The organism is Cellulomonas sp. P22 (assembly GCF_044392165.1).
In genome coordinates this window covers 106,600-129,339 of sequence record NZ_JBISBW010000004.1, presented here as the reverse complement: position 1 = coordinate 129,339, position 22,740 = coordinate 106,600, and the positions used below count along the sequence as shown (strand labels likewise).

The following is a 22,740-nucleotide window of genomic DNA, read 5'->3' as shown; positions in this document are numbered from 1 at the left end:
AGCCGTGCGGCGAGAAGGGCCACACCCTAGATCGTGGCGCTCCACCGGTGCTCGGCGACGGTGCGGGGCTTGCCGTCGGGACCGGTGCCGGTCGCGAGCTCGCGTACGACGTCTTCGGAGCCGAAGCCGGCCGACGACAGGAACTGGGCCCGTCCGGTGTCGCCGTCGAGGACCCAGGTGCGCGCGTACGTGGCGCCGTCCTCGCGCAGCAGGTCCACCGCGGCCGCGAGCAGCCGCGAGCCGTGCCCTGAGCGCTGCACCACGGGGGCGACCTCGAGCGAGAGGATCTCGCCGCCGGGGGCGTCGAGCGGGGCGTCCTCGGGGGCGGGCAGCGGCGCGACGGCCGCGAAGCCGACGACGTCGGGGCCGTCGCACGCGACCAGCACGCGGTAGCCCGGGCCGGGCGGAGCCGTGATGGCCCGCGCCCAGCGCTCGGCGATGGCCGAACCGTCGAGGCCCGCGAGCACCTCGGCGCCGATCTCGGGCGTGTGCACCGAGCGCCAGGCCGCGAGCTGCACGTCGGTGATCGCGAGCTCGTCGCCCGGCACGGCGGGACGGACCGAGACGTCTGCGTGCTCGCTGAACATGGCCATCAGACGACCGCCGAGATCCGCGTGCTCACGGGCCAGACCGGGCTGGTCGTGGTTGAGGCACGAGAGGAAGGAACGAGCAGGTCGCCGAGGTTGGCGTGGGGCGAGCGCGAGGCCACGAGGTCTCCGGGTGGTGGTGCCGACAGGGCTCAGCGAGGGTACCAACCGCATGTCCGTGCGGCCGCGGTCACGTGACCGAGTCCCAGTGTCGGTCTCCCGACGGGTCAGGGCATGCCGAACGCACGGAGCACGGCGGCGGTCACCGCCGCGACCGCGACCACGACGACGAACGGGGCGCGCAGGACGAGTGCGAGCGCGGCGGCGGCGAGCGCAGGGATCCGGGCGTCGAGCACCAGGGCGGTGCCGGACGTGAACGTCTGCACGGCGACGAGCGCCGCCAGCAGCGACACGGTCACGAGCTGGGCGGTGCGGGCCACCCGCTCCTCCGCGAGCCACCGGGTGGGGACGAGGTGGCCCGCGAGCTTGATCGCGAAGCTCACCGCCCCGGCGGCCAGCACCGCGAGCCACACGAGGGCGTGGCGGCTCATCGTGCGCTCCGCGGCGTGCGGGTCCAGCCGACGGCGATGGCGACGAGGGCCGCCGCGAGCACCGGGAGCCCCGGGGGGACGAGCGGTGTGAGGGCGAGCGCGACGACGACGGCCGCGCCGGCGACCGCCTGCGCGGTGCGGGACGCGAGCCGCGGCCACAGCAGGGCCAGGAACGCGGCGCCCGCGGCGGCGTCGAGCCCGTAGCGACGCGGGTCGCCGAGCGCGTCGCCGAGCAGCCCGCCCGCCAGGGTGGACACGTTCCACAGCACGAAGACGCCCACACCCGTCCACCAGAACGCCGTGCGCCCGACGGCGAGCGTGGGCTGCGCGGTGGTGACCGCTGTCGACTCGTCGATCGTCAGCTGGGCGGCGAGCGCCCGCCGGGCACCGCGCACCCCGAGGTACGGGGTGACCAGCGGGCCGTACAGGCCGTTGCGGGCACCGAGCAGCCCGGCGGTGGCGACGGCGGCCACGGGGGCACCGCCCGCCCCGATCACACCGATGAAGGCGAACTGCGAGCCGCCCGAGAACACGAGCAGGCTCAGCGCGAGGGTCTGGGGCAGGTCGAGGCCCGCGGTGACGGCCAGGGCCCCGAAGGAGATGCCGTACAGGCCCGTCGCGAGCGACACCGACACCGCCTGCTGGATCGCCGCCCGTCGCTGGTCGTCCGACATGCCGTCACTGTGGCACAGCGGCCGACGTGACCGGGGCCACCGTCCGACGGCGGGTCCGTGCACCGTCGTGGCCGGTCAGAGGGCGATGTAGCGCTGCTCCAGGTACTCCTCGATGCCGGCCTCGCCGCCCTCACGGCCGAGCCCCGACCACTTGACCCCGCCGAACGGCGCGCTCGCGTCGGAGACCAGGCCCCGGTTGATCCCGAGCATCCCCGTCTCGACCTGCTCGGCGAGCCGCATCACACGGCCCACGTCCCGCGTGTACGCGTAGGCCACGAGCCCGAACTCGCTCGCGTTGGCGAGCTCGAGCGCCTCGCGCTCGTCGCCGAACGTGGTGAGGGGGGCGACGGGACCGAACGTCTCCTCGCGGATCGCGAGGGCGTCGGGGGCCACGTCGGCGAGGACCGTCGGCGCGAAGAAGTGACCGGCGCGCTGCGGGCGCTCGCCGCCCACGAGCACCCGGGCGCCGCGGTCGACCGCGTCGGCGACGACCCGCTCGACGTTGTCGACCGCCGCCGCCTCGATGAGCGGGCCCACCGTCGTGCCCGCGTCGGCCCCGTGACCGACGACGAGCCCGCGGAAGCGCGCGGCCAGCGCGTTGCCGAACTCGTCCGCGACCGACTCGTGGACCAGGAACCGGTTGGCCGCGACGCAGGTCTGGCCCGCGTTGCGCATCTTGGCGGCCAGCGCCCCCTCGACCGCCGCGGGGATGTCGGCGTCCTCGAAGACCAGGAAGGGTGCGTTGCCGCCGAGCTCCATCGACGTGCGCAGGATGTTCTCGGCCGAGGACCGCAGCAGCACGCGGCCCACCTCGGTGGACCCCGTGAACGAGAGCTTGCGCAGCCGAGGGTCGGCGATGACGGGCGCGGTGAGCGTGCTCGAGGACGACGTGGGCACCACGTTGATGACCCCGGTCGGCAGGCCGTGCGCCTCGAGCTCGGCACGCACGATCTCCGCGAAGTAGGCGGTGGTCAGCGGCGTGAGCTGCGCGGGCTTGATGACCACGGGGCACCCGGCGGCGAGCGCGGGCGCCACCTTGCGCGTGATCATCGCGATCGGGAAGTTCCACGGGGTGATGAGCAGCGCCGGGCCGACCGGGCGGCTCAGGACGAGCTGGTGGTGGGTGCCCGCGGGGGCCGTCCGCGCCAGGCCGGGCAGGCGGACCGCCTGCTCGGAGTACCAGCGCAGGTACTCAGCGGCGTACGCGACCTCGGCGCGCGCCTCGGCGAGCGGCTTGCCGCCCTCGGCGGTGACGAGCGCGGCGACGTCCTCGCTGCGTGCCGTCAGTGCGTCGAACACCGAGCGCAGCAGCTCGGCGCGGGCCCGGGGAGCGACGGCCGCCCACTCGTCGGCGACGTCGGCCGCGGCGGTCAGGGCGGCGAGCCCGTCGGCCGGGCCCGCGTCCTCGACGTCGAAGAGGACCTCGGTCGTGGCCGGGTCCTCGACCGCGAACGTCCGTCCGGTCGAGGCCCGCTGCCAGCTCCCACCGATGAGCAGGCCGGTCGGGACGTGCGCGGCGACGGTGGGGGGGAGGTGCGGTGTCGGCATCCGTCCAGTGTGGCGTGCGCGTCGTCGCCGTGCACAGGGTTCGGCGCGGGTGCCGGGCCGGTGACCGACCGCTCGTGGGTCGGGGCGGGTCGGGGCTCAGATCCGCGCTGGCTACCATGGCGCCATGACGCCACCGGTCGCGCACGATGCCACTGACCCCACGCGCGGCGCGGTACCCGCGGTGCCCACCCCGTACGAGGACCTGCTGCGACTCGTGCTCGAGACCGGCACGCCCAAGGGTGACCGCACCGGGACGGGCACCCGGAGCGTGTTCGGCCACCAGATGCGGTTCGACCTGTCGGCGGGCTTCCCGCTCGTGACGACCAAGCGCGTGCACCTGAAGTCGATCGCCTACGAGCTGCTGTGGTTCCTGCGCGGCGACTCGAACGTCGGGTGGCTGCGCGAGCACGGCGTGAAGATCTGGGACGAGTGGGCCGACGAGGACGGCGAGCTGGGCCCGGTGTACGGGGTGCAGTGGCGTTCGTGGCCCACGCCCGACGGCGGGCACGTCGACCAGATCGCGCGCGTCGTCGAGGACCTGCGGCGCGACCCCGACTCACGACGGCACATCGTCTCGGCGTGGAACGTCGCCGACATCCCGTCGATGGCGCTGGCCCCGTGCCACGCGTTCTTCCAGTTCTACGTGGCCGACGGGCGCCTGTCGTGCCAGCTGTACCAGCGCAGCGCGGACCTGTTCCTGGGCGTGCCGTTCAACATCGCGTCGTACGCGCTGCTCACGCACATGGTCGCGCAGCAGGCCGGGCTCGAGGTCGGGGACTTCGTCTGGACGGGCGGCGACTGCCACATCTACGACAACCACGTCGAGCAGGTGCGCGAGCAGCTCACGCGCGAGCCGTACCCGTACCCGACGCTGCACCTGCGCAAGGCGGCGTCGATCTTCGACTACGCCTACGAGGACATCGAGGTGGTCGGCTACCGCCACCACCCCACCATCAAGGCCCCGATCGCGGTCTGAGCCGATGAGCAGCCTCGCCCTCGTGTGGGCCCAGTCGCCCGATCGCGTCATCGGCCGGAACGGCGCCCTGCCGTGGCGGGTGCCCGAGGACATGGCGCACTTCCGTGCGCTCACCTCGGGGCACCCCGTGCTCATGGGGCGCGCGACCTGGGAGTCGCTGCCGGCCCGGTTCCGCCCGCTGCCCGGCCGCGACAACCTCGTCCTGAGCCGCACCCCCGGGTACGCGGCGGACGGCGCGCGGGTGCTGGCCTCGCTCGACGACGCGCTCGTGCTCGTGGACGGCCGGGATGCCTGGGTGATCGGCGGGGGAGCGCTCTACGCGAGCGCGCTCGAGCACGCCGACCGGCTCGAGGTCACCGAGGTCGACGTGCACGTCGAGGGCGACGCGTTCGCCCCCGAGATCGACCCCGCCGTGTGGACCCGCACGGCCACCGACCCGGCCGAGGGCTGGCACACGTCGGACGCCGACGGGGTGCGCTTCCGGTTCGTGACGTACGCGCGGGCAGCCGGGTAGACGGTGCCCGGGGAGCGGGCGTGTGCACGTCGCGGCGTCTCGGGACGGTAGTTTGGGGGCATGCCTCCCGTCAGCACCCCCGCGCGCCCGTTCGGCGCGGTGCTCACCGCGATGGTCACGCCGATGACGGCCGGCGGCGAGGTGGACCTCGACGCGGCCGTGCGGCTCGCGACCCACCTGGTCGACCACGAGCGCCACGACGGGCTCGTGCTCAACGGCACCACGGGCGAGTCGCCCGTGACCCACGCGCCCGAGAAGGCCGACCTGGTCGCCGCGGTCGTCGACGCCGTCGGCGACCGTGCCACGATCCTCGCCGGCGCAGGCTCGAACGACACCCTGCACGCGGTGCGGATGGCCGAGCAGGCCGCCGACGCGGGTGCCCACGGGCTGCTCGTGGTGACCCCGTACTACTCACGCCCCTCGCAGGAGGGTGTCGTCCGGCACGTCACCGCCGTCGCCGACGCGACCGACCTGCCGGTCATGCTCTACGACGTGCCCGGGCGCACCGGCGTGCGCTTCGCCCAGCCGACGCTCGACCGGCTCGCCGAGCACGAGCGGATCGTCGCGATCAAGGACGCGACGGGCGACCTGTACGCGGCCGTGACAGCGATCGAGCGCACCGGGCTCGCCTGGTACAGCGGTGACGACACGGCGTACCTCGCCCTGCTGGCGCACGGCGCCGCGGGCATCGTGAGCGTCGTCGGGCATGTCGCGGGCCGCCGGCTCGCCGAGGTCACCGACGCGTTCGACGCGGGCGACACCGCCCGCGCACTCCAGATCTTCCGGTCGATCGCCCCGGCGATCGACGCGCTCAACGGCGCAGGATTCCAGGCCGTGGCTGCCAAGGCCGCGGTCGAGGCACTCGGCCTCACACCGAACCGACACATGCGGCTGCCGAACGTGGCCGCCTCCGACGATGACGTGGCAGCGGTGCGCGACGGACTGCGCGCTGCAGGGCTGCTGGACGTCGTCAGGAGCTAGACCAGGAGGGCTTATGAGCCACCCCCACCCCGAGCTGAACCTTCCCCCCGAGCTGCCGAAGGGCGCGCTGCGCATCGTCGCGCTCGGCGGGCTCGGCGAGATCGGCCGCAACATGGCCGTCCTCGAGTACGACGGTCGCCTGCTCGTCATCGACTGCGGCGTCCTGTTCCCCGAGGACCACCAGCCCGGCGTCGACCTGATCCTTCCCGACTTCGAGTACATCCGGGACCGCGTCGCCGACATCGAGGCGATCGTGCTCACGCACGGCCACGAGGACCACATCGGCGGCGTGCCGTACCTGCTGCGCCTGCGCCGCGACATCCCGCTGGTCGGGTCGAAGCTCACGCTCGCGTTCGTCGAGGCCAAGCTCAAGGAGCACCGCATCGCTCCCGTGACCCGTGTGGTCAAGGAGGGCGACGTCGAGAAGTTCGGCCCGTTCGAGTGCGAGTTCGTCGCGGTCAACCACTCGATCCCGGACGCGCTCGCCGTCGCGGTGCGCACCGGTGCCGGCACCGTGCTGCACACGGGCGACTTCAAGATGGACCAGCTGCCGCTCGACGGCCGCATCACCGACCTGCGGGCGTTCGCCCGGCTCGGCGAGCGCGGCGTCGACCTGTTCATGGTCGACTCGACCAACGCCGAGGTGCAGGGCTTCGTCACCCCCGAGCGTGAGATCGGACCCGTGCTCGACGGCGTGTTCGCCACGTCGGGCAAGCGCATCATCGTCGCGTCGTTCGCCTCGCACGTGCACCGCGTGCAGCAGGTGCTCGACGCCGCCGCGGCGCACGGGCGCCGGGTGGCCCTCGTCGGGCGCTCGATGGTCCGCAACATGACCATCGCGGCCGAGCTCGGCTACCTCACCGTGCCCGAGGGCGTGCTGGTCGACCAGAAGAAGATCGACTCGCTGCCCGACGACGAGGTCGTGCTCATGTGCACGGGTTCGCAGGGTGAGCCCATGGCGGCGCTGTCGCGGATCGCGAACAACGACCACAAGATCTCGGTCGGCCCCGGCGACACCGTGATCCTCGCGTCGTCGCTCATCCCCGGCAACGAGAACGCGGTGTACCGCGTCATCAACGGCCTGACCCGGCTCGGCGCGCGCGTCGTGCACAGCGGCAACGCCAAGGTGCACGTCTCGGGCCACGCGAGCGCCGGCGAGCTCCTGTACTGCTACAACATCCTCAAGCCGAAGAACGTCATGCCCGTGCACGGCGAGGTCCGCCACCTCGTGGCGAACGCGGCGCTCGCGGTCAAGGCCGGCGTCCCGGCTGACCGCGTGGTGCTCGCCGAGGACGGCGTGGTCATCGACCTCGTCGACGGCAAGGCCAGCGTCGTCGGCGCCGTGCCGTGCGGCTACGTGTACGTCGACGGGTCGAGCGTCGGGGAGATCACCGACGCCGAGCTCAAGGACCGTCGCATCCTCGGCGAGGAGGGGTTCATCTCGATCTTCGCCGTGGTGAGCTCGGCGGACGGCAAGGTCCTCGCCGGCCCGCAGGTCCACGCGCGTGGTTTCGCCGAGGACGACGCCGTGTTCGAGGACATCCTCCCCGAGGTGGTCGCCGCGCTCGAGGAGACGGCTCGGCGCGGTGGCGCCGACACGCACCAGATGCAGCAGGTCGTGCGCCGCGTCGTGGGCCGCTGGGTCTCGAACCGGCTGCGTCGCCGCCCGATGATCATCCCGGTGATCGTCGAGGCCTGAGTCCCGTCGACCGCGCGCACCCGCGCGCGGCCGACCCTGTCCGCCGCCGCCCGGCCCGCTGCTGATCCGTCCGCAGCGGGCCGGGCGGCGCTCGTCCCGGCACCTCCGACACGCGCACCGGGGCCGGGCCGCCGGTGGGTGCGCGCGATACCGTGAGGACCATGGCGACCCGCACGTCCGCATCAGGCGGAAGACCCCGCACCACGACGGGCGCGTCCGGTCGCAGCAGCAGCGCCGCGCGCGGGGGCTCGACACGCCCGTCGGGGCGGCAGGCCCCGCCGCCGCCCCGCCCCGCCCTGCCGCTGCGCATGATCCGTGGCGTGTGGATGGGCTGCGCGCACGTGATCGGGGGCACCGCGCGACGGATCGGTCGCGGTGCCCGTGACCTGGACCCCGCGCACCGCCGCGACGGCATCGCGTTCACGCTGCTCGGCCTCGCGATCGTCGTCGCCGCACGCGAGTGGTGGGACATGTCCGGGACCGCCGGGGACGTGGTCCACGACGTCGTCGCGGGGACGTTCGGACGCGTCGGCGTGGCCGTGCCGGTCGTGCTGCTCGCGATCGCCGTGCGGCTCATGCGCCACCCCGAGCGCGGTCAGGCGAACTCACGCATCGGCATCGGCCTGGGCGCGATCACGCTCGCTGTGTGCGCCCTCGTGCACCTCTCGGCGGACCTGCCCGCACCGAGCGGCGGGTACGCCGCGCTGCGCGAGGCGGGCGGCATCGTGGGCTACCTCGTGGGGACGCCCCTCGTGAGCCTGCTGACGGCCTACGTCGCGGCGCCGCTGCTCGGGCTGCTCGCGTTCTTCGGGGTGCTCGTCGTGACCGCGACCCCGGTGCACCAGATCGTCCCGCGCCTGCGGGCCACCTACGACCGGCTCACCGGGAACCACCGGCCCGTCGTCGAGGAGGACGACGAGGACGCGCCGCTCGTCATCAACGCCGGGCACACAGCGCTCCCCGACCCGGAGCCCGAGCTGCCCAAGACGCGGCGCCTGCTCGGCCGGGGGCGCAAGGCACGGGCCGAGGCCGCCGCCCTGGCCGAGTCCGAGCGGCTCGAGGGGTACGTGGGCGACGAGGCGTTCGAGCGGGCAGCGATCGTCGCGGCCCGCGGCGAGGACCCCGCCGACGTCGACGTGCCCGAGGACGACGCCCGCGACGACGAGGAGACGACCGTCATCGCCGCGGCGTCCGCCGACGCCACCCCCACGGTCGCCGCCCCGCGGGCCCGCCCGCTCGCCGCACCGCCCACCGCGGGTGTCCCGCGCGGAGAGCAGCCCATGCTCGAGGGCGACGTGCTGTACATGCTGCCGGGCGACGACGTCCTGGCGAAGGGCCCGCCGCACAAGGTCCGCTCGGCCGCGAACGACCGGGTCGTCGAGGCGCTGACCACCGTGCTGGACCAGTTCGAGATCGACGCGCAGGTCACCGGCTTCACCCGCGGGCCGACGGTGACCCGCTACGAGGTCGAGCTGGGCCCGGCCGTCAAGGTCGAGCGCGTCACGGCGCTGTCCAAGAACATCGCCTACGCGGTCGCGAGCGCCGACGTGCGCATCCTGTCGCCCATCCCGGGCAAGTCCGCCATCGGCATCGAGATCCCGAACACCGACCGCGAGACCGTCTCGCTCGGCGACGTGCTGCGCTCGAGCGCGGCCCGCCGGTCCGAGCACCCCATGGTCATCGGCGTCGGCAAGGACGTCGAGGGCGGCTACGTCACGGCCAACCTCGCCAAGATGCCCCACCTGCTCGTCGCCGGCGCGACCGGCGCGGGCAAGTCGAGCTTCGTGAACTCGATGATCGTCTCGGTGCTGATGCGCGCCACGCCGCACGAGGTGCGCATGGTGCTCGTCGACCCCAAGCGAGTCGAGCTCACGGTCTACGAGGGCATCCCGCACCTCATCACGCCCATCATCACGAACCCGAAGAAGGCCGCCGAGGCCCTCGAGTGGGTCGTGCGGGAGATGGAGGCGCGCTACGACGACCTCGCGATGTTCGGCTACAAGCACATCGACGACTTCAACGCGGCGGTCCGCGCGGGCAAGGTCAAGCCGCTGCCGGGCTCGGAGCGCAAGATCGCGACCTACCCGTACCTGCTGGTCATCGTCGACGAGCTCGCCGACCTGATGATGGTGGCCCCGCGCGACGTCGAGGCCTCGATCCAGCGCATCACGCAGCTCGCCCGGGCCGCCGGCATCCACCTGGTGCTCGCGACCCAGCGGCCCAGCGTCGACGTCGTCACGGGTCTGATCAAGGCGAACGTGCCGTCGCGGCTCGCGTTCGCGACCTCGTCGCTGACCGACTCGCGCGTCGTGCTCGACCAGCCCGGCGCCGAGAAGCTCATCGGGCAGGGTGACGCGCTGTTCCTGCCGATGGGTGCGGCCAAGCCCATGCGTACGCAGGGGGCCTGGGTCACCGAGAGCGAGATCCACGCCGTCGTCGAGCACGTCAAGAAGCAGCTCAAGCCGACGTACCGGCAGGACGTGGTGGTCACGGCCGCCAAGAAGCAGGTGGACGAGGACATCGGCGACGACCTGGACCTGCTGCTGCAGGCCGCCGAGCTGGTCGTCACGACGCAGTTCGGCTCGACGTCGATGCTGCAGCGCAAGCTGCGGGTCGGCTTCGCCAAGGCCGGGCGCCTCATGGACCTGCTCGAGTCGCGCGAGATCGTCGGGCCCTCCGAGGGGTCCAAGGCGCGTGAGGTCCTGGTGAAGCCCGACGACCTGGCCGGCACCCTCGCGATGCTGCGCGGCGACGCGGTCCCCGACGACCTGCCGACCGACGACGGGGCCCTGCCGGGCGACCCGCCCGTCGCGACCGACTACTTCGACGACGCCGACGAGGAGGACGACGCCGGATACCGGCGTCGGTGAGCGTCGCCGGTCTCGGTTCGAGGAGAACCCCGAGCACGGTGGACGCGGCGTAGCGGCTGCTGGCTCCTGCGCGCTCAGCCCAGGGGGCGTGCCACCACGACCGGCTCGGCGCCGGTCGCGGTCACCGGGCTCGTGCGCTCGGGTGCCGCGGCGCCCGCAGCGGCCCGCACCCGCCCGGCCCGGGCCGTGACCTCGTCCGCGGTGAGCGTCGCTGTGCCCTCGGGGACGTCGACGAGCGCGTGCACGAGGTGGCCCGAGCGGCGGTCGACCGTCACCGGGGTCCACTCGACCCCCGTGACCCGGGCCGGCCCCGCCGCGCGCCCCTCGGCTGCGAACGCGCCGGTGCTCGTGACGTGGGCCGTCAGCAGCAGCCCGGAGTCCGTCCCGAGCGCGCAGCACGCGCTGTCCTGGTTGGACAGCAGGTTGCCCAGGCCGTACGCGACCCACATCCCGGTGCCGTCGGGGCCGCCCGCGAGCAGCTCGACGGGCTGGGGCACGTGCGCGTGGTGGCCGATGACCAGGTCGACGACCCCCGAGTCGGCCAGGGTCTGGGCGATCGTGACCTGCTGCGCGGTGGGCGCCGTGACGTACTCGACGCAGCAGTGCACGCTCACGAGCACGAGGTCGGCACCGGCGTCACGGGCCGCCCTGGCCCGGGCGATGATCTGGTCGGTGTCGATGAGGTCGACCGACCACGGCTTGTCGGTGTCGACCGGCATGCCGTTCGTGCCGTACGTCGCCGCGATGTGCGCGACCGTCAGCTCCTGGCCCGCGCGCTCGAGGCGGTACAGCTGGGGCTGGCTCTGCTCGACCGCGTTCCGGGCGGTGCCGACGTGCCCCAGCCCAGCGGCGTCGAGCGCGTCGAGCGTCGCGGTGACCCCCGCGAAACCGCGGTCGACCGAGTGGTTGGACGCGGTCGAGCAGCCGTCCCACCCCGTCGCGCGCAGGCCCTCGGCGATCGCCGCCGGGGTGCCGAACATCGGGTAGCCCGACGGGGCCGTGCCGGCCGGTGCGACCGGGACCTCGAGGTGGCACAGCGCGAGGTCGGCGCCCTGGACCCACGGCGCCAGGGGCGCGAGCAGCGGGGCGAAGTCGTAGCCCCCGTCGCCGGTCCGCGCCGAGGAGATCACCGGCAGGTGCGGCAGGACGTCGCCCGCGGCCACGATCGTGAAGGTCGCGTCCGGATCGGGCACCGGTGTCGGCGTGGGGGTCGGTGCCGGGGTGACCTGCACCACGGGCTGCTCCCCGACGGGGGCGGCGACGTCGGACGTCCGCGGTCCGTTGAGCAGGAGAGCGGTCGAGACGGCGAGCACGCCGACGGCGACGAGCAGCACGGCGAGCCAGGGGCGGGGCGCCCGGGGCGTGCGGGCGTGGCGTGTCACCTCCGCACCGTAGCGGCGGGGAGGTCGCCGTGGCCGCACCTGGTGACCGTGTTCCCAGCGGAGACCTCTAGGCTGTCCGGGTGGTCGATGCCGTCCCCTCCCGTCTCAATCTCGCGAACGCCCTGACCGTGCTGCGGATCGTCATGGTGCCGTTCCTCGCGTGGGCCCTCCTCGCCGACGGCGGCCACACCGTCCGCTGGCGGCTCGTGGCTGCCGCGATCTTCTTCGTCGCGGCCGTGACCGACCGGATCGACGGCGACATCGCGCGCCGCTCAGGGCTGGTCACCGACCTCGGCAAGCTGCTCGACCCGATCGCCGACAAGCTGCTCGTCGGCACCACGCTCGTGCTGCTCTCGGTGCTGGGCGACCTGCCGTGGTGGGTCACCGTGGTGATCCTGGTGCGCGAGCTCGGCATCACCGTCATGCGGCTGTTCCTGCTGCGCTACCTCGTGCTGCCCGCGTCGCGCGGCGGCAAGATCAAGACCGTGCTGCAGTCCGTGGCGCTCGGCCTGTACCTGCTGCCGCTCGACCACCTGCCCTCGTTCGTGGCCGTCGTCGCCGCTGTCGTGATGGGCGCGGCGATCATCGTGACGCTCGTGACGGGCGTCGACTACGTCCGGACCGCGCTGCAGATCCGCCGTGAGGCCGAGCGCGCTCGCACGCTCGTGCCGTGAGCCCGTCGGCAGGAAGCCCTCCGGGCCCCCCCGAGGCTGAGGGCGCCGCCCTGCTGCTCGACCTGCTCGATCGGCGGGGCTGGACGGTGGCCGTGGCCGAGTCCCTCACGGGCGGACTCGTCGCCGCGACGCTCGTCGAGGTCCCGGGTGCCTCCCGCGTGGTGCGCGGCGGCGTCGTCGCCTATGCGACGGACCTCAAGGAGACGCTGCTCGGGGTCGACCCGGCACTGCTCGCGGAGCGCGGTGCGGTGGACCCGGACGTCGCCGTCGCGATGGCGGAGGGCGTGCGCGCGCGGCTCGGGGCCGACGTCGGGCTCGCCACGACGGGTGTCGCAGGACCCGACCCGCAGGACGGCCACGTGCCCGGGACCGTGCACGTCGCTGTCGTCGCCCCCGGTGCGGTCGTGGTCCGTTCGCTCGTGCTCCCGGGGGACCGCGCCGCCGTCCGGGACGCGTCCTGCGCCGCGGTGCTGGCCGTCGCGCTCGAGGCTGTGCAGCACGGATGACAGTTCGCGGGCCGTGGCCCGGCTCCGGGAACACCTCGGCGCCCGCGGACGTTGGGCAGGACGTGATGATGAGTACACGACCGCCCGCGCGCAGCGTCTCAGCTGCCCGCAACCCGACGGCGCGCCAGGGCACCGCAAGGTACGGTGGAACTCTCCCGATGAGGGGACGTACGGGTACGTCGACCACTCGGGAAGCCTCCGGGGCCGCCGCACCGGTCATGAACCAGGACGAGCAGCTCAGAGCGAGAGGGGGGCGACAGATGGTCGTACTACGCCGCGAGATCGGCGATGTTCTTCGAGATGCACGGCAGCGACAGGGGCGCACCCTGCGCGAGGTCTCGTCGGCCGCACGTGTCTCGCTCGGTTACCTCAGCGAGGTCGAGCGTGGGCAGAAGGAGGCCTCCTCGGAGCTGCTCGGCAGCATCTGCGAGGCGCTCGACGTCCCGATGTCGCTCGTGCTCCGTGAGGTGAGCGACCGCATCGCCGTGGCCGAGGGTCTGCTGATCCCCGACACGGTCCCCGCGGACTTCGCCGACACCGTCGGTGGTCCCGCGGACGGCAGCTGGGCCCGCGCTCGCGCGGAGCTCGCACCCATCGGCTGACACCAGCCACCGATCGACCGCGATCCCCGGCCCGTCTCACGGGCCGGGGATCGTCGTGCCCGGGGCCTGGCAGCGAGGGCAGTAGAAGACCGGCCGGGTCGTCGGAGGTCGGCGGGCCTCGCCCACCCGGATCGGTGTGCCGCACCGCAGGCAGGGCTGGCGAGCGCGCCCGTGAACCCGCCGGGTCGTGCGCTCTCGGTCGCCGGTGCTGCCGGGCAGCTCCGCGGCCACCGAGCGCTGCATGAGGGTGCGGGCCACGCCCAGGAGCCGGCCCGCGTCCACCTGGTCGGCCGGGGTCCAGGGCCACGTCCCGAGCGCGAACAGGCTCTCGGCCAGGTAGATCGTGCCGATGCCGGCCGCGACCCGCTGGTCGAGCAGCACCTCGCACGCGGGGGTCGCACCGGTCAGGCCCCACCTCCGCAGCGCCTCGGGCAGCCCCGCGGTGGGGAAGTCGTCGGCCAGCACGTCGGGACCCAGGTGCCCCACGAGCGTGCCCTCGTCCCGCGTCGCGACGACGTCGACCATCCCCAGCTCGTGCCCGACGGCCGTCCACACGGCGTTGCCCAGCAGAACCCGCACGTCGCTGCGCCGACCCGCGGCCTGCACCGAGCCGGTGCGCTCGACCGACCAGCGTCCGTCCATCCGCAGGTGGGTGTGCAGGGTGCGGCCGTCGTCGAGCCGCGTGAGCAGATGCTTGCCGTAGGGCGCCGTGACCAGCACGGTCCGGCCCACCAGGTCGACGCCGGCGACCGACGGCCAGCGCAGCTCGGCGCGTGTGAGCACCCGCCCCGCGAGGGCCTGGTCGAGCCGTGCGGCGGTCCGCCGCAGGACATCACCCTCGGGCATGCACCACGCTCACGCCTGCCCCCGCAGCCGCAGGCCCCGCGGGGTCGGGGCGAAGCCCGCGTCCACGAGAGCCCGGCCGGCCGGGCTCTCGAGCGTGGCCCCGGTCAGCACCTCCGCGCCGTCGACGCGCCCCAGCGTCAGCCGGCCCAGCCGCCCGCCCCGTACGGCCTCGGCGAGCCGGACGGCCGCCAGGCGCAGCTGCTCCGGGTCGCGGGTGAAGGTCAGCACGGTCCGGCCGCCGCGTTCGACGTACAGCACGAGGGCCCCGTCCACCAGCACGACGACAGCGCCGGCCTTGCGTCCCGGCCGGTGCCGGCCACCCGTGGTGGCGGTGTCCTGCGCGTCGGTGGGCGGGGGCGGCCAGGCGAGCGCGGCGCCGTAGGGGTTGGCGGGGTCGGTCGCGGCGAGCACGACCACGAACGGCGCGTCGCCGTCGGGGTGCCGCGGGCCGTGGCCCCGGGGGTCACCGTCGGCGGTGCGTTCTGCGTCGCGCTCAGCGGCCCGCTCACCGGCCCGCTCGACCGCACGCGCGTCGACCCGCAGGCGGTCGACCGCGCCGGGCAGCGCGAACTGCGAACCACCCAGGTGCTCGACGAAGTACCCGCGACGGACCTGACCGGCCTGCTCGAGGGCCGCAAGCACCCGGTAGACGGCGCCGAACCGGGCCGTGACCCCCTCGGCGGGGGCGACGGCGCGGGTCAGCACCCCGTGCCGGTCCAGGAGCTGTGCGGCGAGCGCGTGCGCACGCAGCGTCGGGTCGGGCTCCCGGGCGGGCAGCAGCGACCACCGGCCGCCGGTGTCGGCCCCCGGCCCCGCGAGCCCGGTGCCCGCGACCGACCCGGGCAGGCCGCCGCGCAGACCGAGCCGGGGGCTGCGGCCGAGCGTGCGGGCCCGGGCCGGCGACTGGCGCGTCCGGTGCACGGCCGAGCTGGCCCCCAGGCGGGCCCGCAGCGGGGCGAAGCGGTCGTTCGTCACGTGCCCGGCCCAGACGAGGTCCCAGAGTGCGGCCACGACCTCGGTGTGCGTGGGCGGATCGGGCCGCTCGCCCGCGGCCTCGACGAGCTCGGCCACCCGGACCAGCAGACCCCCGAGGAAGTACGCCCCGCCCCCCGCGAGCGCCGCGAGCACAGCGCCGTGCACCGCGGAGTCGAACGGTCCGTCGGGCTCGATCGGGGTCGGCTCGGCGAGGGTCAGGTCCGCGACGGCTGCGGGGTGCAGGCTCACGAGCCCGTCGTTCGTGCCCAGCTCGCCGTGCCCGGCCCACAGGACCTCACCGGCAGCGGTGAGCTCGTCGAGCATGGCGGGGGAGTAGTCGCCGACCCGCGCGGGCAGCACGTGCGTCTCGAGGGCCGACGCGGGGACGGCGAACCCCGCGAGCTGCTCGACGACGCGGGCCAGGCCGTCGATCCCGCGCAGGCCGCCGGTCCGCGCCGTGCCCGCACCCACCGGACCAGGCTCGATGCCCTGCCAGCGGGGAAGGAAGACGCCGAGCGTCTGCGGGTCGACCGGCTCGACCTCGGAGCGCAGCGCCGCCAGGGAGCGTCGTCGCAGCGTACGCAGGACGTCCGCGTCGCAGTACTCGTCGCCCGTGCCGCCCAGCACGTCGGGCCGCAGCCTGCCCTGCACCAGCACGCCCGCGTGCTCGAGGCGGCGCAGCACCTCCGTGACCACGGCCACGCCGAGCCCGAAGCGCTGCGCCACCTGCGTGGCGGCGAACGGGCCGTGCGTGCGGGCGTGACGGCGCACGAGGTCGCCCAGGGGGTCGGGGCGCACCTCGGTGAACACCTCCGGCACGCCGACGGGCAGCGCGACCCCGAGCGCGTCGCGCAGGCGCCCCGCGTCCTCGACCGCCGCCCACTGCTCGGCCCGCTCGGCGGGGACGCCACCGAGCCGCACCGTCAGGAGCCGTCGTGACCGCTCGAGCTCGTGCAGCCAGGCCTCGACCTCGGGGCGCACGTCCTCGCGCGTGCGCGCCACGACGTCGGCCGTGGGCAGCGGACCGTGCCGGCGCACCACGTCGGCGACGTCCTCGAGCGAACGGGCCTGACGATCGGGCGCGAGACCGGCGAGCTCGGCCTCGGTGCGCTCGACGGCGGCTGGGTCGAGCAGGTCGGCCAGCTGGGACTCGCCCCCGCCGCCCAGCAGCTCGGCGAGCAGCGTGGGGTCGAGGGTCAGGGCCGCGGCCCGGCGCTCGGCGAGCGGGGCGTCGCCGTCGTACAGGAACTGGGCCGTGTAGCCGAAGAGCAGCGACTGGGCGTACGGCGACGGCGTGGGCGTGGTGACCTCGACGACCCGGACGCGCCGCGCCGCGACGTCGCGCATCAGGTCGGTGAGCGCCTCGACGTCGAAGTCGTCCTGCAGGCACTCCCGCACGGCCTCGAGCAGGATCGGGAAGTCGGGGTACTGCGCCGCGACGCTGAGCAGCTGGGCGGCACGCTGGCGCTGCTGCCACAGCGGCTGGCGGCGGTCGGGGCGCCGGCGCGGCAGCAGGAGCGCACGGGCGGCAGCCTCGCGGAAGCGGGCGCCGAACATGGCCGACCCGCCGAGCTCGGCGCGGACCGCCGTCGCGACCTCGTCGGGGTCGACGAGCAGGTCGGCCAGCTCGATCGCGGGCCCCGCGGGGTCGTCCGCCCAGCGGGCGCCCAGACCGTCCGACGCGGGGGCGTCGGACGAGAGCATGTCGGGCAGCCGCAGCACGATGCCGTCGTCCGAGTGCAGCGCCGCGACGTCGACCCCGAAACGCTCACGCAGCCGCGCCCCGACCACCAGGGCCCACGGCGCGTGCACCTTGGCGCCGTAGGGCGAGTGCACCACGACGCGCCAGTCGCCCAGCTCGTCGCGGAACCGTTCGACCACGAGCGTCGTGTCGGTGGGCACCTCGCCGGTCGCCGTGCGCTGCTCGTGGACGTAGGCGAGCAGGTTGTCGGTCGCCCACGCGTCGAGCCCGGCCCGCTCGACGTGCGCGCGCGCCAGCTCGTCGGGCAGGGTGAGCAGCTCGCGGACCCATCCGCCCATCGCGCGGCCGAGCTCGGCGGGACGCCCGGGGGAGTCGCCCTTCCAGAAGGGCAGCCGACCGGGGACGCCCGGCGCGGGGGTGACGAGCACCCGGTCGGGCGTGATCTCCTCGATGCGCCACGTGCTCGACCCGAGCGTGAACGTGTCGCCGACGCGCGACTCGTAGACCATCTCCTCGTCGAGCTCGCCCACGCGCCGGCCCCCGCGCACCCGGCCACCGGAGCGTTCGGCGTCGACCGGGACGTCGCTCGTGGTCGCGCCGCTGGCGAGGAACACCCCGTACAGGCCACGGTCGGGGATCGTCCCACCGCTCGTGACCGCGAGCCGCAGCGCGCCCGGGCGGGCCGTGAGCACGTCACCGGCCCGGTCCCACACGATCCGTGGGCGCAGCTCGGCGAACTCCTCGCTCGGGTAGCGGCCCGCGAGCATGTCGAGCACAGCGTGCAGCGTGGCCTGGCCCAGCCCGGCGAAGGGTGCCGAGCGGCGCACGACCGCGGCCAGGTCCTCGACCGTCCAGTCGTCGACAGCGACCATCGCGACGACCTGCTGCGCGAGGACGTCGAGGGGGTTGGACGGCACCGACAGCGCCTCGAGCTCACCCGTGCGCATCCGGGACGCGGTGACCGCCGCGGGCACGAGCTCGCCGCGGAACGTCGGGAAGACGATGCCGTGGGACACAGCCCCGACCTGGTGACCGGCGCGACCCACGCGCTGCAGCCCGTTCGCGACCGACGGCGGGGCGCCGACCTGCACCACGAGGTCGACGGCGCCCATGTCGATGCCCAGCTCGAGCGAGCTCGTCGCGACGACCGCGGGCAGCCGACCGGCCTTGAGCTCGGTCTCGGTGCGGGTCCGCTCGGCCCTGCTCATCGACCCGTGGTGCGCGCGGGCCAGGATCGTGGTCGCGTCGCGCGTGTCAACCCCGACCGCGGTCCCCGACGCCGACGGTGCCGCCGCGGGCTGGAGGGCCCCCGGATCGGGCACGTCGAGGCCGTTGCGGGCGGCCCAGACCTCGTTCATGCGGGCCGTGAGGCGCTCGGCCCCGCGCCGGGAGTTCGTGAAGACGAGGGTCGAGCGGTGGTCGGCGACGAGGTCGACGACACGCTCCTCGACGTGCGGCCAGATCGAGGGGCGGGGGGCGGAGCCGGCCGCGGAACCGGTCAGGTCGACCTCGCCCGGGGGAAGCGGCGGGAGCGGGGAGCCGTCCTCGGCGAGCGCGGGCCGGGCCGCTGACCCCACGTCCGAGAGATCGGGCACGGGCACGACGACGTCCACGATGATGCGCTTGGTCGAGGGGGGCTGGACCACGACGACGCGCCGCCCGCCCTCCGCGTGCGGGCGCGCACCGCCGAGGAACGCCGCGACCGCGTCGACGGGGCGCACGGTCGCCGACAGCCCGATCCGCTGCGCGGGCCCCGGTCCGCCCGGCCGGTCGAGCAGCGCGTCGAGCCGTTCGAGCGAGACCGCGAGGTGCGCACCGCGCTTCGTGCCCGCCACGGCGTGGATCTCGTCGAGGATGACGGTGCGCACCCCCGCGAGCCCGGCCCGCGCGGCCGAGGTGAGCACGAGGAACAGCGACTCGGGCGTCGTGATGAGGATGTCGGGCGGCTTGGTCGCGAACGCGCGCCGCTCGGAGGGTGGCGTGTCGCCCGTGCGCACCCCGACGCTCACGTCGGGCAGCTCGAGCCCCAGCCGCGTCGCGGCCTGCCGGATCCCCACGAGGGGCGAGCGGAGGTTGCGTTCGACGTCGGTCGCGAGGGCCTTGAGCGGGGAGACGTACAGCACGCGGCAGCGCTCGACGGGCGGGACGGTGGCCGGGGCCGAGGTCAGCAGGCCGTCGAGGGCCCACAGGAACGCCGCGAGCGTCTTGCCCGATCCGGTCGGGGCCACGACGAGCGAGTGCTCGCCCGACGCGACCGCCGACCATGCGCCCTGCTGGGCCTGCGTGGGACCCGCGAAGGCACCCGTGAACCACTCGCGCGTGGGCGAGGAGAATCGGGCGAGCACATCGGACGGGTCATCCACCGGGCCATTGTCGTCCCGACCGCCGACACCGACGCGCGCACCGCCCCGGTGCCGGCGTGGCGGTGCCCGCGCGACGCCCCGCGGCGCGAGGACGCCCGCGGGGATGGCAGGCTGGACCCGTGCGATTCCGCGAGTTCTGGCAGCTGGTCGACGAGGTGCTGGGCTCGGCCCACGGCCGGGCGCTCACGCGTGACCTCGTCCTGATCGAGCTCGACAACCGCACGGCGATCGCCGCGCTCGACGACGGCGTCGAGCCGCGCACCGTGTGGCACGCGCTGTGCGACGCGCTCGACGTGCCCGAGCCGCTCCGATGGGGGAACGGCACGCACCGCCAGGCACCGCCGCGTCGATGACCGTCACCCGGTGGTGGCCCACGCTCGCGGACGCGGGCGACGCCGCGCTGGGCCTCGTGACCACGGCCCTCGGGCTCGGTGTCGCCATCTCGCTGGTCGACGGCGTGAGCGCGGACAACCCGCTCGCGGTGGTGCTCGTCGCGCTGGTCGTGGCGGTCGGCGACCTGGTGCTGCGCCCCGGGCTGCGGCTCATGGCGCGGGTCGCCGGGGCCGCAGGGGCGCTGGTCGCGGGTCTCGCCGCCCAGGTGCTGGTGGCCTGGCTCGCGCTGAGCACCGTGCCCGGGATCGTCCTCGCGTCCGGCTGGTCGGTCGTGCCCGTGCTCGTCCTCGCCGCTGTCGTCATGGCCGCGGGACGTTGGCTGCTGGGTGTCAGCGACAGCGAGTACGTGATCGGCGACGTGCTGCGCCGGGCCCGGGCACGCGCCCGGCGCGCCGGCGTGGCACCGGCCGCGGGGGATCGCGAGCCCGGGCTGCTCGTGGTCCAGCTCGACGGCGTCGGTGCGGACGTGCTCGAGCAGGCGCTCGAGGGCGGGCTCGCCCCGACCCTCGCGCGCTGGCTCGGCGACGGGCACCGGCTGCAGCGCTGGTGGGCCCGCGTGCCCTCCACGACCCCCGCGAGCCAGGCCGGCCTGCTGCACGGCGACTCCGAGCAGGTCCCGGCGTTCCGCTGGTGGGACCGCGGCCTGGGCCGCATGGTCGTGACGAACCATCCGGTCGACGCCGGGATCGTCGAGGAGCGGCTCACGACGGGCAAGGGCCTGCTGACCCCCGACGGCGTCGCGATCTCGACCATGTTCTCGGGCGACGCGGCCACGAACCTGCTCGTGATGAGCCGCTCGCGCAGGCCGGGACCCGACGGCTCGCGCTCCGGGCTCGGGCCGGGCGCGTCCTACCTGCGGTTCTTCGCGAGCCCGTTCGTGCTCCCGCGCGCGCTCACGCTCAGCGTCGGCGAGATGGTCAAGGAGCTGTACCAGGCGCGTCGGCAGCGGGTGCGGGGAGTCGAGCCCCGGGTCTCGCGCGGCGGCTGGTACGTGGTGCTGCGCGGCGTGTCGAACGTGCTGCTGCGCGACCTCAACACCGCGCTCGTCGCCGAGCACCTGGTGCGCGGCGCCCCGACGGTCTTCGTGGACCTGGTCGACTACGACGAGATCGCCCACCACGCCGGGCCCACGCGCCCCGAGTCGCTGCGCGCGCTCGAAGGGCTCGACCGGGTGCTCGGGGTGCTCGAGCAGGTGCTGCCCGTCGCGGGCCGTGACTACCGCGTGGTCGTGCTCTCCGACCACGGGCAGGCCCTGGGGGCACCGTTCGAGCAGGTCGAGGGCCGGAGCCTGCTCGACCTGGTGCGCGCGCTCATGTCCGACGCCGGGGTGATGGGCGTCGATGCGCCCTCGGGCGAGACCTGGGGTCCCGTCAACGCGCTCCTGACCTCGATGTTCGGCGGCACGGGCGCGCGGCCCACCGTCGTGCTGGGGCCCGACGCCGACGCGCACGCACCGGGGCGCCGCCACGCCGCGGACGACGCGCCGGGCGGGGTGCCCGAGGTCGCCGTCGCGGCGTCGGGCAACCTCGGGCTGGTGTGGTTCCCGCGCCTGGCCGAACGACCCGTGCTCGAGGACGTCCAGGAGCGGTGGCCCGGGCTCGTCGCGGGGCTCGCCGCGCGGCCCGGCGTCGGGGCGGTCGTGGTCGACACCGCCGAGCGCGGGCTCGTGGCCGTCGGCCCGCGTGGCCTCGCCCTGCTCGAGCGCGACGCCCTGGTCGAGGGGGAGGACCCGCTCGCGGCGATGGGCCCGCGGGCGCGCGCCGACCTGGCCCGGGCCGCACGACTGCCGCACACGGGCGACCTGCTGCTCGTCTCCGCGGTCGACGCGCGCGGTCACGTGCACGCCTTCGAGGGGCAGGTCGGCTCGCACGGGGGGCTCGGCGGCGGGCAGAACGTCGCCCTGCTGGTGCACCCCGACGAGCTCGCGACCGACCCGCTCCTGCTCGAGGACGTGGGCGGCACCGCGATGCTCGTCGGGGCCGAGCAGGTGCACGTGCAGCTCGTGCGGTGGGCCGAGCAGCTGGGGCTGCGGCCGTGACGTCGCCGCGTGCTCGCGAGACGCCCGACGCGTCCGACGCGCTCGAGGTCACCTGGCTCGGCCACGCGAGCACGGTCCTCGACCTCGACGGGGTCAGGGTCCTGACCGACCCGCTGCTGCGCCGGCATGCTGGCCTGCTGCGGCGCCGTGGTGCCGCACCGGCCGCGGGCTCGTGGGCGGCGCCCGACGCCGTGCTCGTCTCGCACCTGCACCACGACCACGCGGAGCTCGGGTCGCTGCGCCTGACCGACCCGGCCCCCGTGGTCGCGGCGCCCGCCAACGCGGCGTGGCTGCGTCGGCACGGCGTGCCACCGGCGGTGGGCCTGCGGGACGGGGACTGGTGGCGCGTGCCGGGGTCGGACGTCCGCGTGAGGTCGACGCCCGCGGTGCACGGCGACCGGCCGATGCCGCACCGGCCCGACGCCGCGAACGGGTTCCTCGTGGCCGGCCGCTCGGCCACGGTCTGGTTCGCGGGCGACACCGAGCTGTTCCCCGCCCTGTCCGGCCTGGCAGAGCTCTCGCCGGGCGGGGTCGACCTGGCCCTCGTGCCCGTCGGGGGCTGGGGGCCACGGCTGTCGGGCGGTCACCTCGACCCGGTGCAGGCGGCCCGGGCGTGTGCGCAGGTCGGGGCGCGGTACGCCGTGCCGGTGCACTGGGGCACGCTGCACGCACCCGCCGCCCGTCGCCTGCCGCCGGGCTGGATGGACCGGGCGGGCCCCGCGTTCGCCGTCGCGGTCCAGCGGTGGGCTCCCGGCTGCACGGCGCTCGTGCTCGAACCGGGGCAGCGCGTCCGGGTGCCGCGGCGCCGGTGAGCGCGTGCCGGCGTGCTGTCCCGGCACGACGCAACACGCCCGGCCGC

The 22,740-nt window shown here is 75.0% G+C and carries 18 protein-coding genes; 11 read left to right on the top strand and 7 right to left on the bottom strand.

What is annotated here, in order from left to right; genetic code table 11:
* Positions 1 to 26: 26 nt before the first annotated feature.
* From ACGIF2_RS04675 to ACGIF2_RS04660, 4 genes are all read right to left on the bottom strand, one after another.
* Positions 27 to 593: a GNAT family N-acetyltransferase gene (locus ACGIF2_RS04675; RefSeq protein ID WP_396043996.1), complete on the bottom strand. Its 567-nt coding sequence runs from the start codon at positions 591 to 593 to the stop codon at positions 27 to 29.
* Positions 594 to 814: 221 nt separating this feature from the next.
* Complete coding sequence (locus ACGIF2_RS04670; RefSeq protein ID WP_396043994.1) at positions 815 to 1,138, bottom strand: AzlD domain-containing protein; 324 nt, start codon at positions 1,136 to 1,138, stop codon at positions 815 to 817.
* Positions 1,135 to 1,812 (bottom strand): AzlC family ABC transporter permease, encoded by a 678-nt coding sequence (locus ACGIF2_RS04665; protein WP_396043992.1) that lies wholly within the window; start codon positions 1,810 to 1,812, stop codon positions 1,135 to 1,137. Before ACGIF2_RS04665 ends, ACGIF2_RS04670 begins: the two co-directional genes overlap by 4 nt.
* Positions 1,813 to 1,887: 75 nt before the next feature.
* Positions 1,888 to 3,360 (bottom strand): NAD-dependent succinate-semialdehyde dehydrogenase, encoded by a 1,473-nt coding sequence (locus ACGIF2_RS04660; RefSeq protein ID WP_396043990.1) that lies wholly within the window; start codon positions 3,358 to 3,360, stop codon positions 1,888 to 1,890.
* Between the two features lie 124 nt (positions 3,361 to 3,484).
* On the opposite strand from ACGIF2_RS04660, the gene ACGIF2_RS04655 reads away from it, so the two are divergent.
* The 5 genes from ACGIF2_RS04655 to ACGIF2_RS04635 all read left to right on the top strand — a co-directional run bounded on the left by ACGIF2_RS04655 (position 3,485) and on the right by ACGIF2_RS04635 (position 10,400).
* The gene (locus ACGIF2_RS04655; RefSeq protein ID WP_396043988.1) at positions 3,485 to 4,336 is read left to right on the top strand and encodes a thymidylate synthase; all 852 of its coding nucleotides are present in this window, start codon (positions 3,485 to 3,487) and stop codon (positions 4,334 to 4,336) included.
* A 4-nt stretch (positions 4,337 to 4,340) separates the two neighbouring features.
* Positions 4,341 to 4,850, top strand: coding sequence for a dihydrofolate reductase (locus ACGIF2_RS04650; protein ID WP_396043986.1), 510 nt, complete (start codon positions 4,341 to 4,343; stop codon positions 4,848 to 4,850).
* A 60-nt stretch (positions 4,851 to 4,910) separates the two neighbouring features.
* A complete protein-coding gene (gene dapA / locus ACGIF2_RS04645; protein WP_396043984.1) occupies positions 4,911 to 5,831 on the top strand; it encodes a 4-hydroxy-tetrahydrodipicolinate synthase in 921 nt (306 codons plus the stop codon).
* A gap of 13 nt (positions 5,832 to 5,844) precedes the next feature.
* Positions 5,845 to 7,530, top strand: coding sequence for a ribonuclease J (locus ACGIF2_RS04640; RefSeq protein WP_396043982.1), 1,686 nt, complete (start codon positions 5,845 to 5,847; stop codon positions 7,528 to 7,530).
* A 161-nt stretch (positions 7,531 to 7,691) separates the two neighbouring features.
* Complete coding sequence (locus ACGIF2_RS04635; RefSeq protein ID WP_396043980.1) at positions 7,692 to 10,400, top strand: DNA translocase FtsK 4TM domain-containing protein; 2,709 nt, start codon at positions 7,692 to 7,694, stop codon at positions 10,398 to 10,400.
* 74 nt (positions 10,401 to 10,474) lie between these two features.
* Here ACGIF2_RS04635 and ACGIF2_RS04630 read toward each other — a convergent pair whose 3' ends face one another.
* Positions 10,475 to 11,782: a CapA family protein gene (locus ACGIF2_RS04630; RefSeq protein ID WP_396043978.1), complete on the bottom strand. Its 1,308-nt coding sequence runs from the start codon at positions 11,780 to 11,782 to the stop codon at positions 10,475 to 10,477.
* An 80-nt stretch (positions 11,783 to 11,862) separates the two neighbouring features.
* On the opposite strand from ACGIF2_RS04630, the gene pgsA reads away from it, so the two are divergent.
* The 3 genes from pgsA to ACGIF2_RS04615 all read left to right on the top strand — a co-directional run bounded on the left by pgsA (position 11,863) and on the right by ACGIF2_RS04615 (position 13,564).
* Positions 11,863 to 12,456: a CDP-diacylglycerol--glycerol-3-phosphate 3-phosphatidyltransferase gene (gene pgsA / locus ACGIF2_RS04625; protein WP_396043975.1), complete on the top strand. Its 594-nt coding sequence runs from the start codon at positions 11,863 to 11,865 to the stop codon at positions 12,454 to 12,456.
* On the top strand, positions 12,453 to 12,962 hold the full coding sequence (locus ACGIF2_RS04620) for a CinA family protein (protein ID WP_396043973.1): 510 nt from the start codon (positions 12,453 to 12,455) through the stop codon (positions 12,960 to 12,962). Before pgsA ends, ACGIF2_RS04620 begins: the two co-directional genes overlap by 4 nt.
* A 260-nt stretch (positions 12,963 to 13,222) precedes the next feature.
* Complete coding sequence (locus tag ACGIF2_RS04615; RefSeq protein ID WP_396043971.1) at positions 13,223 to 13,564, top strand: helix-turn-helix domain-containing protein; 342 nt, start codon at positions 13,223 to 13,225, stop codon at positions 13,562 to 13,564.
* 36 nt (positions 13,565 to 13,600) lie between these two features.
* On the opposite strand, the gene ACGIF2_RS04610 is transcribed toward ACGIF2_RS04615, so the two are convergent.
* Together ACGIF2_RS04610 and ACGIF2_RS04605 are read right to left on the bottom strand one after the other, a co-directional pair.
* Entirely contained in the window at positions 13,601 to 14,410 is an 810-nt protein-coding gene (locus ACGIF2_RS04610) for a DNA-formamidopyrimidine glycosylase family protein (protein ID WP_396043969.1), read from the bottom strand.
* Positions 14,411 to 14,419: 9 nt separating this feature from the next.
* A complete protein-coding gene (locus ACGIF2_RS04605) occupies positions 14,420 to 19,450 on the bottom strand; it encodes an ATP-dependent helicase (protein ID WP_396043967.1) in 5,031 nt (1,676 codons plus the stop codon).
* Between the two features lie 119 nt (positions 19,451 to 19,569).
* Here ACGIF2_RS04605 and ACGIF2_RS04600 point away from each other — a divergent pair, with 119 nt between their 5' ends.
* Genes ACGIF2_RS04600 through ACGIF2_RS04590 form a run of 3 tightly spaced genes read left to right on the top strand, consistent with a single transcriptional unit; the run spans position 19,570 to position 22,693 of the window.
* A complete protein-coding gene (locus ACGIF2_RS04600) occupies positions 19,570 to 19,803 on the top strand; it encodes a DUF3046 domain-containing protein (protein ID WP_396043965.1) in 234 nt (77 codons plus the stop codon).
* Complete coding sequence (locus tag ACGIF2_RS04595; protein WP_396043963.1) at positions 19,800 to 21,881, top strand: alkaline phosphatase family protein; 2,082 nt, start codon at positions 19,800 to 19,802, stop codon at positions 21,879 to 21,881. Before ACGIF2_RS04600 ends, ACGIF2_RS04595 begins: the two co-directional genes overlap by 4 nt.
* On the top strand, positions 21,878 to 22,693 hold the full coding sequence (locus ACGIF2_RS04590; RefSeq protein ID WP_396043961.1) for an MBL fold metallo-hydrolase: 816 nt from the start codon (positions 21,878 to 21,880) through the stop codon (positions 22,691 to 22,693). The genes ACGIF2_RS04595 and ACGIF2_RS04590 overlap by 4 nt, the downstream gene beginning before the upstream one ends.
* The last annotated feature ends 47 nt before the right edge of the window (positions 22,694 to 22,740 follow it).

What these genes read in the sequence shown, in the direction of transcription:
- ACGIF2_RS04665 (WP_396043992.1), bottom strand. Translation starts at nt 1,812, where the DNA reads ATGTCGGACGACCAGCGACGGGCGGCGATCCAGCAGGCGGTGTCGGTG.
- ACGIF2_RS04615 (WP_396043971.1), top strand. Translation starts at nt 13,223, where the DNA reads ATGGTCGTACTACGCCGCGAGATCGGCGATGTTCTTCGAGATGCACGG.
- ACGIF2_RS04650 (WP_396043986.1), top strand. Translation starts at nt 4,341, where the DNA reads ATGAGCAGCCTCGCCCTCGTGTGGGCCCAGTCGCCCGATCGCGTCATC.
- ACGIF2_RS04640 (WP_396043982.1), top strand. Translation starts at nt 5,845, where the DNA reads ATGAGCCACCCCCACCCCGAGCTGAACCTTCCCCCCGAGCTGCCGAAG.
- ACGIF2_RS04635 (WP_396043980.1), top strand. Translation starts at nt 7,692, where the DNA reads ATGGCGACCCGCACGTCCGCATCAGGCGGAAGACCCCGCACCACGACG.
- ACGIF2_RS04660 (WP_396043990.1), bottom strand. Translation starts at nt 3,360, where the DNA reads ATGCCGACACCGCACCTCCCCCCCACCGTCGCCGCGCACGTCCCGACC.
- ACGIF2_RS04670 (WP_396043994.1), bottom strand. Translation starts at nt 1,138, where the DNA reads ATGAGCCGCCACGCCCTCGTGTGGCTCGCGGTGCTGGCCGCCGGGGCG.
- ACGIF2_RS04655 (WP_396043988.1), top strand. Translation starts at nt 3,485, where the DNA reads ATGACGCCACCGGTCGCGCACGATGCCACTGACCCCACGCGCGGCGCG.
- ACGIF2_RS04595 (WP_396043963.1), top strand. Translation starts at nt 19,800, where the DNA reads ATGACCGTCACCCGGTGGTGGCCCACGCTCGCGGACGCGGGCGACGCC.
- dapA (WP_396043984.1), top strand. Translation starts at nt 4,911, where the DNA reads ATGCCTCCCGTCAGCACCCCCGCGCGCCCGTTCGGCGCGGTGCTCACC.
- ACGIF2_RS04675 (WP_396043996.1), bottom strand. Translation starts at nt 593, where the DNA reads ATGGCCATGTTCAGCGAGCACGCAGACGTCTCGGTCCGTCCCGCCGTG.
- ACGIF2_RS04610 (WP_396043969.1), bottom strand. Translation starts at nt 14,410, where the DNA reads ATGCCCGAGGGTGATGTCCTGCGGCGGACCGCCGCACGGCTCGACCAG.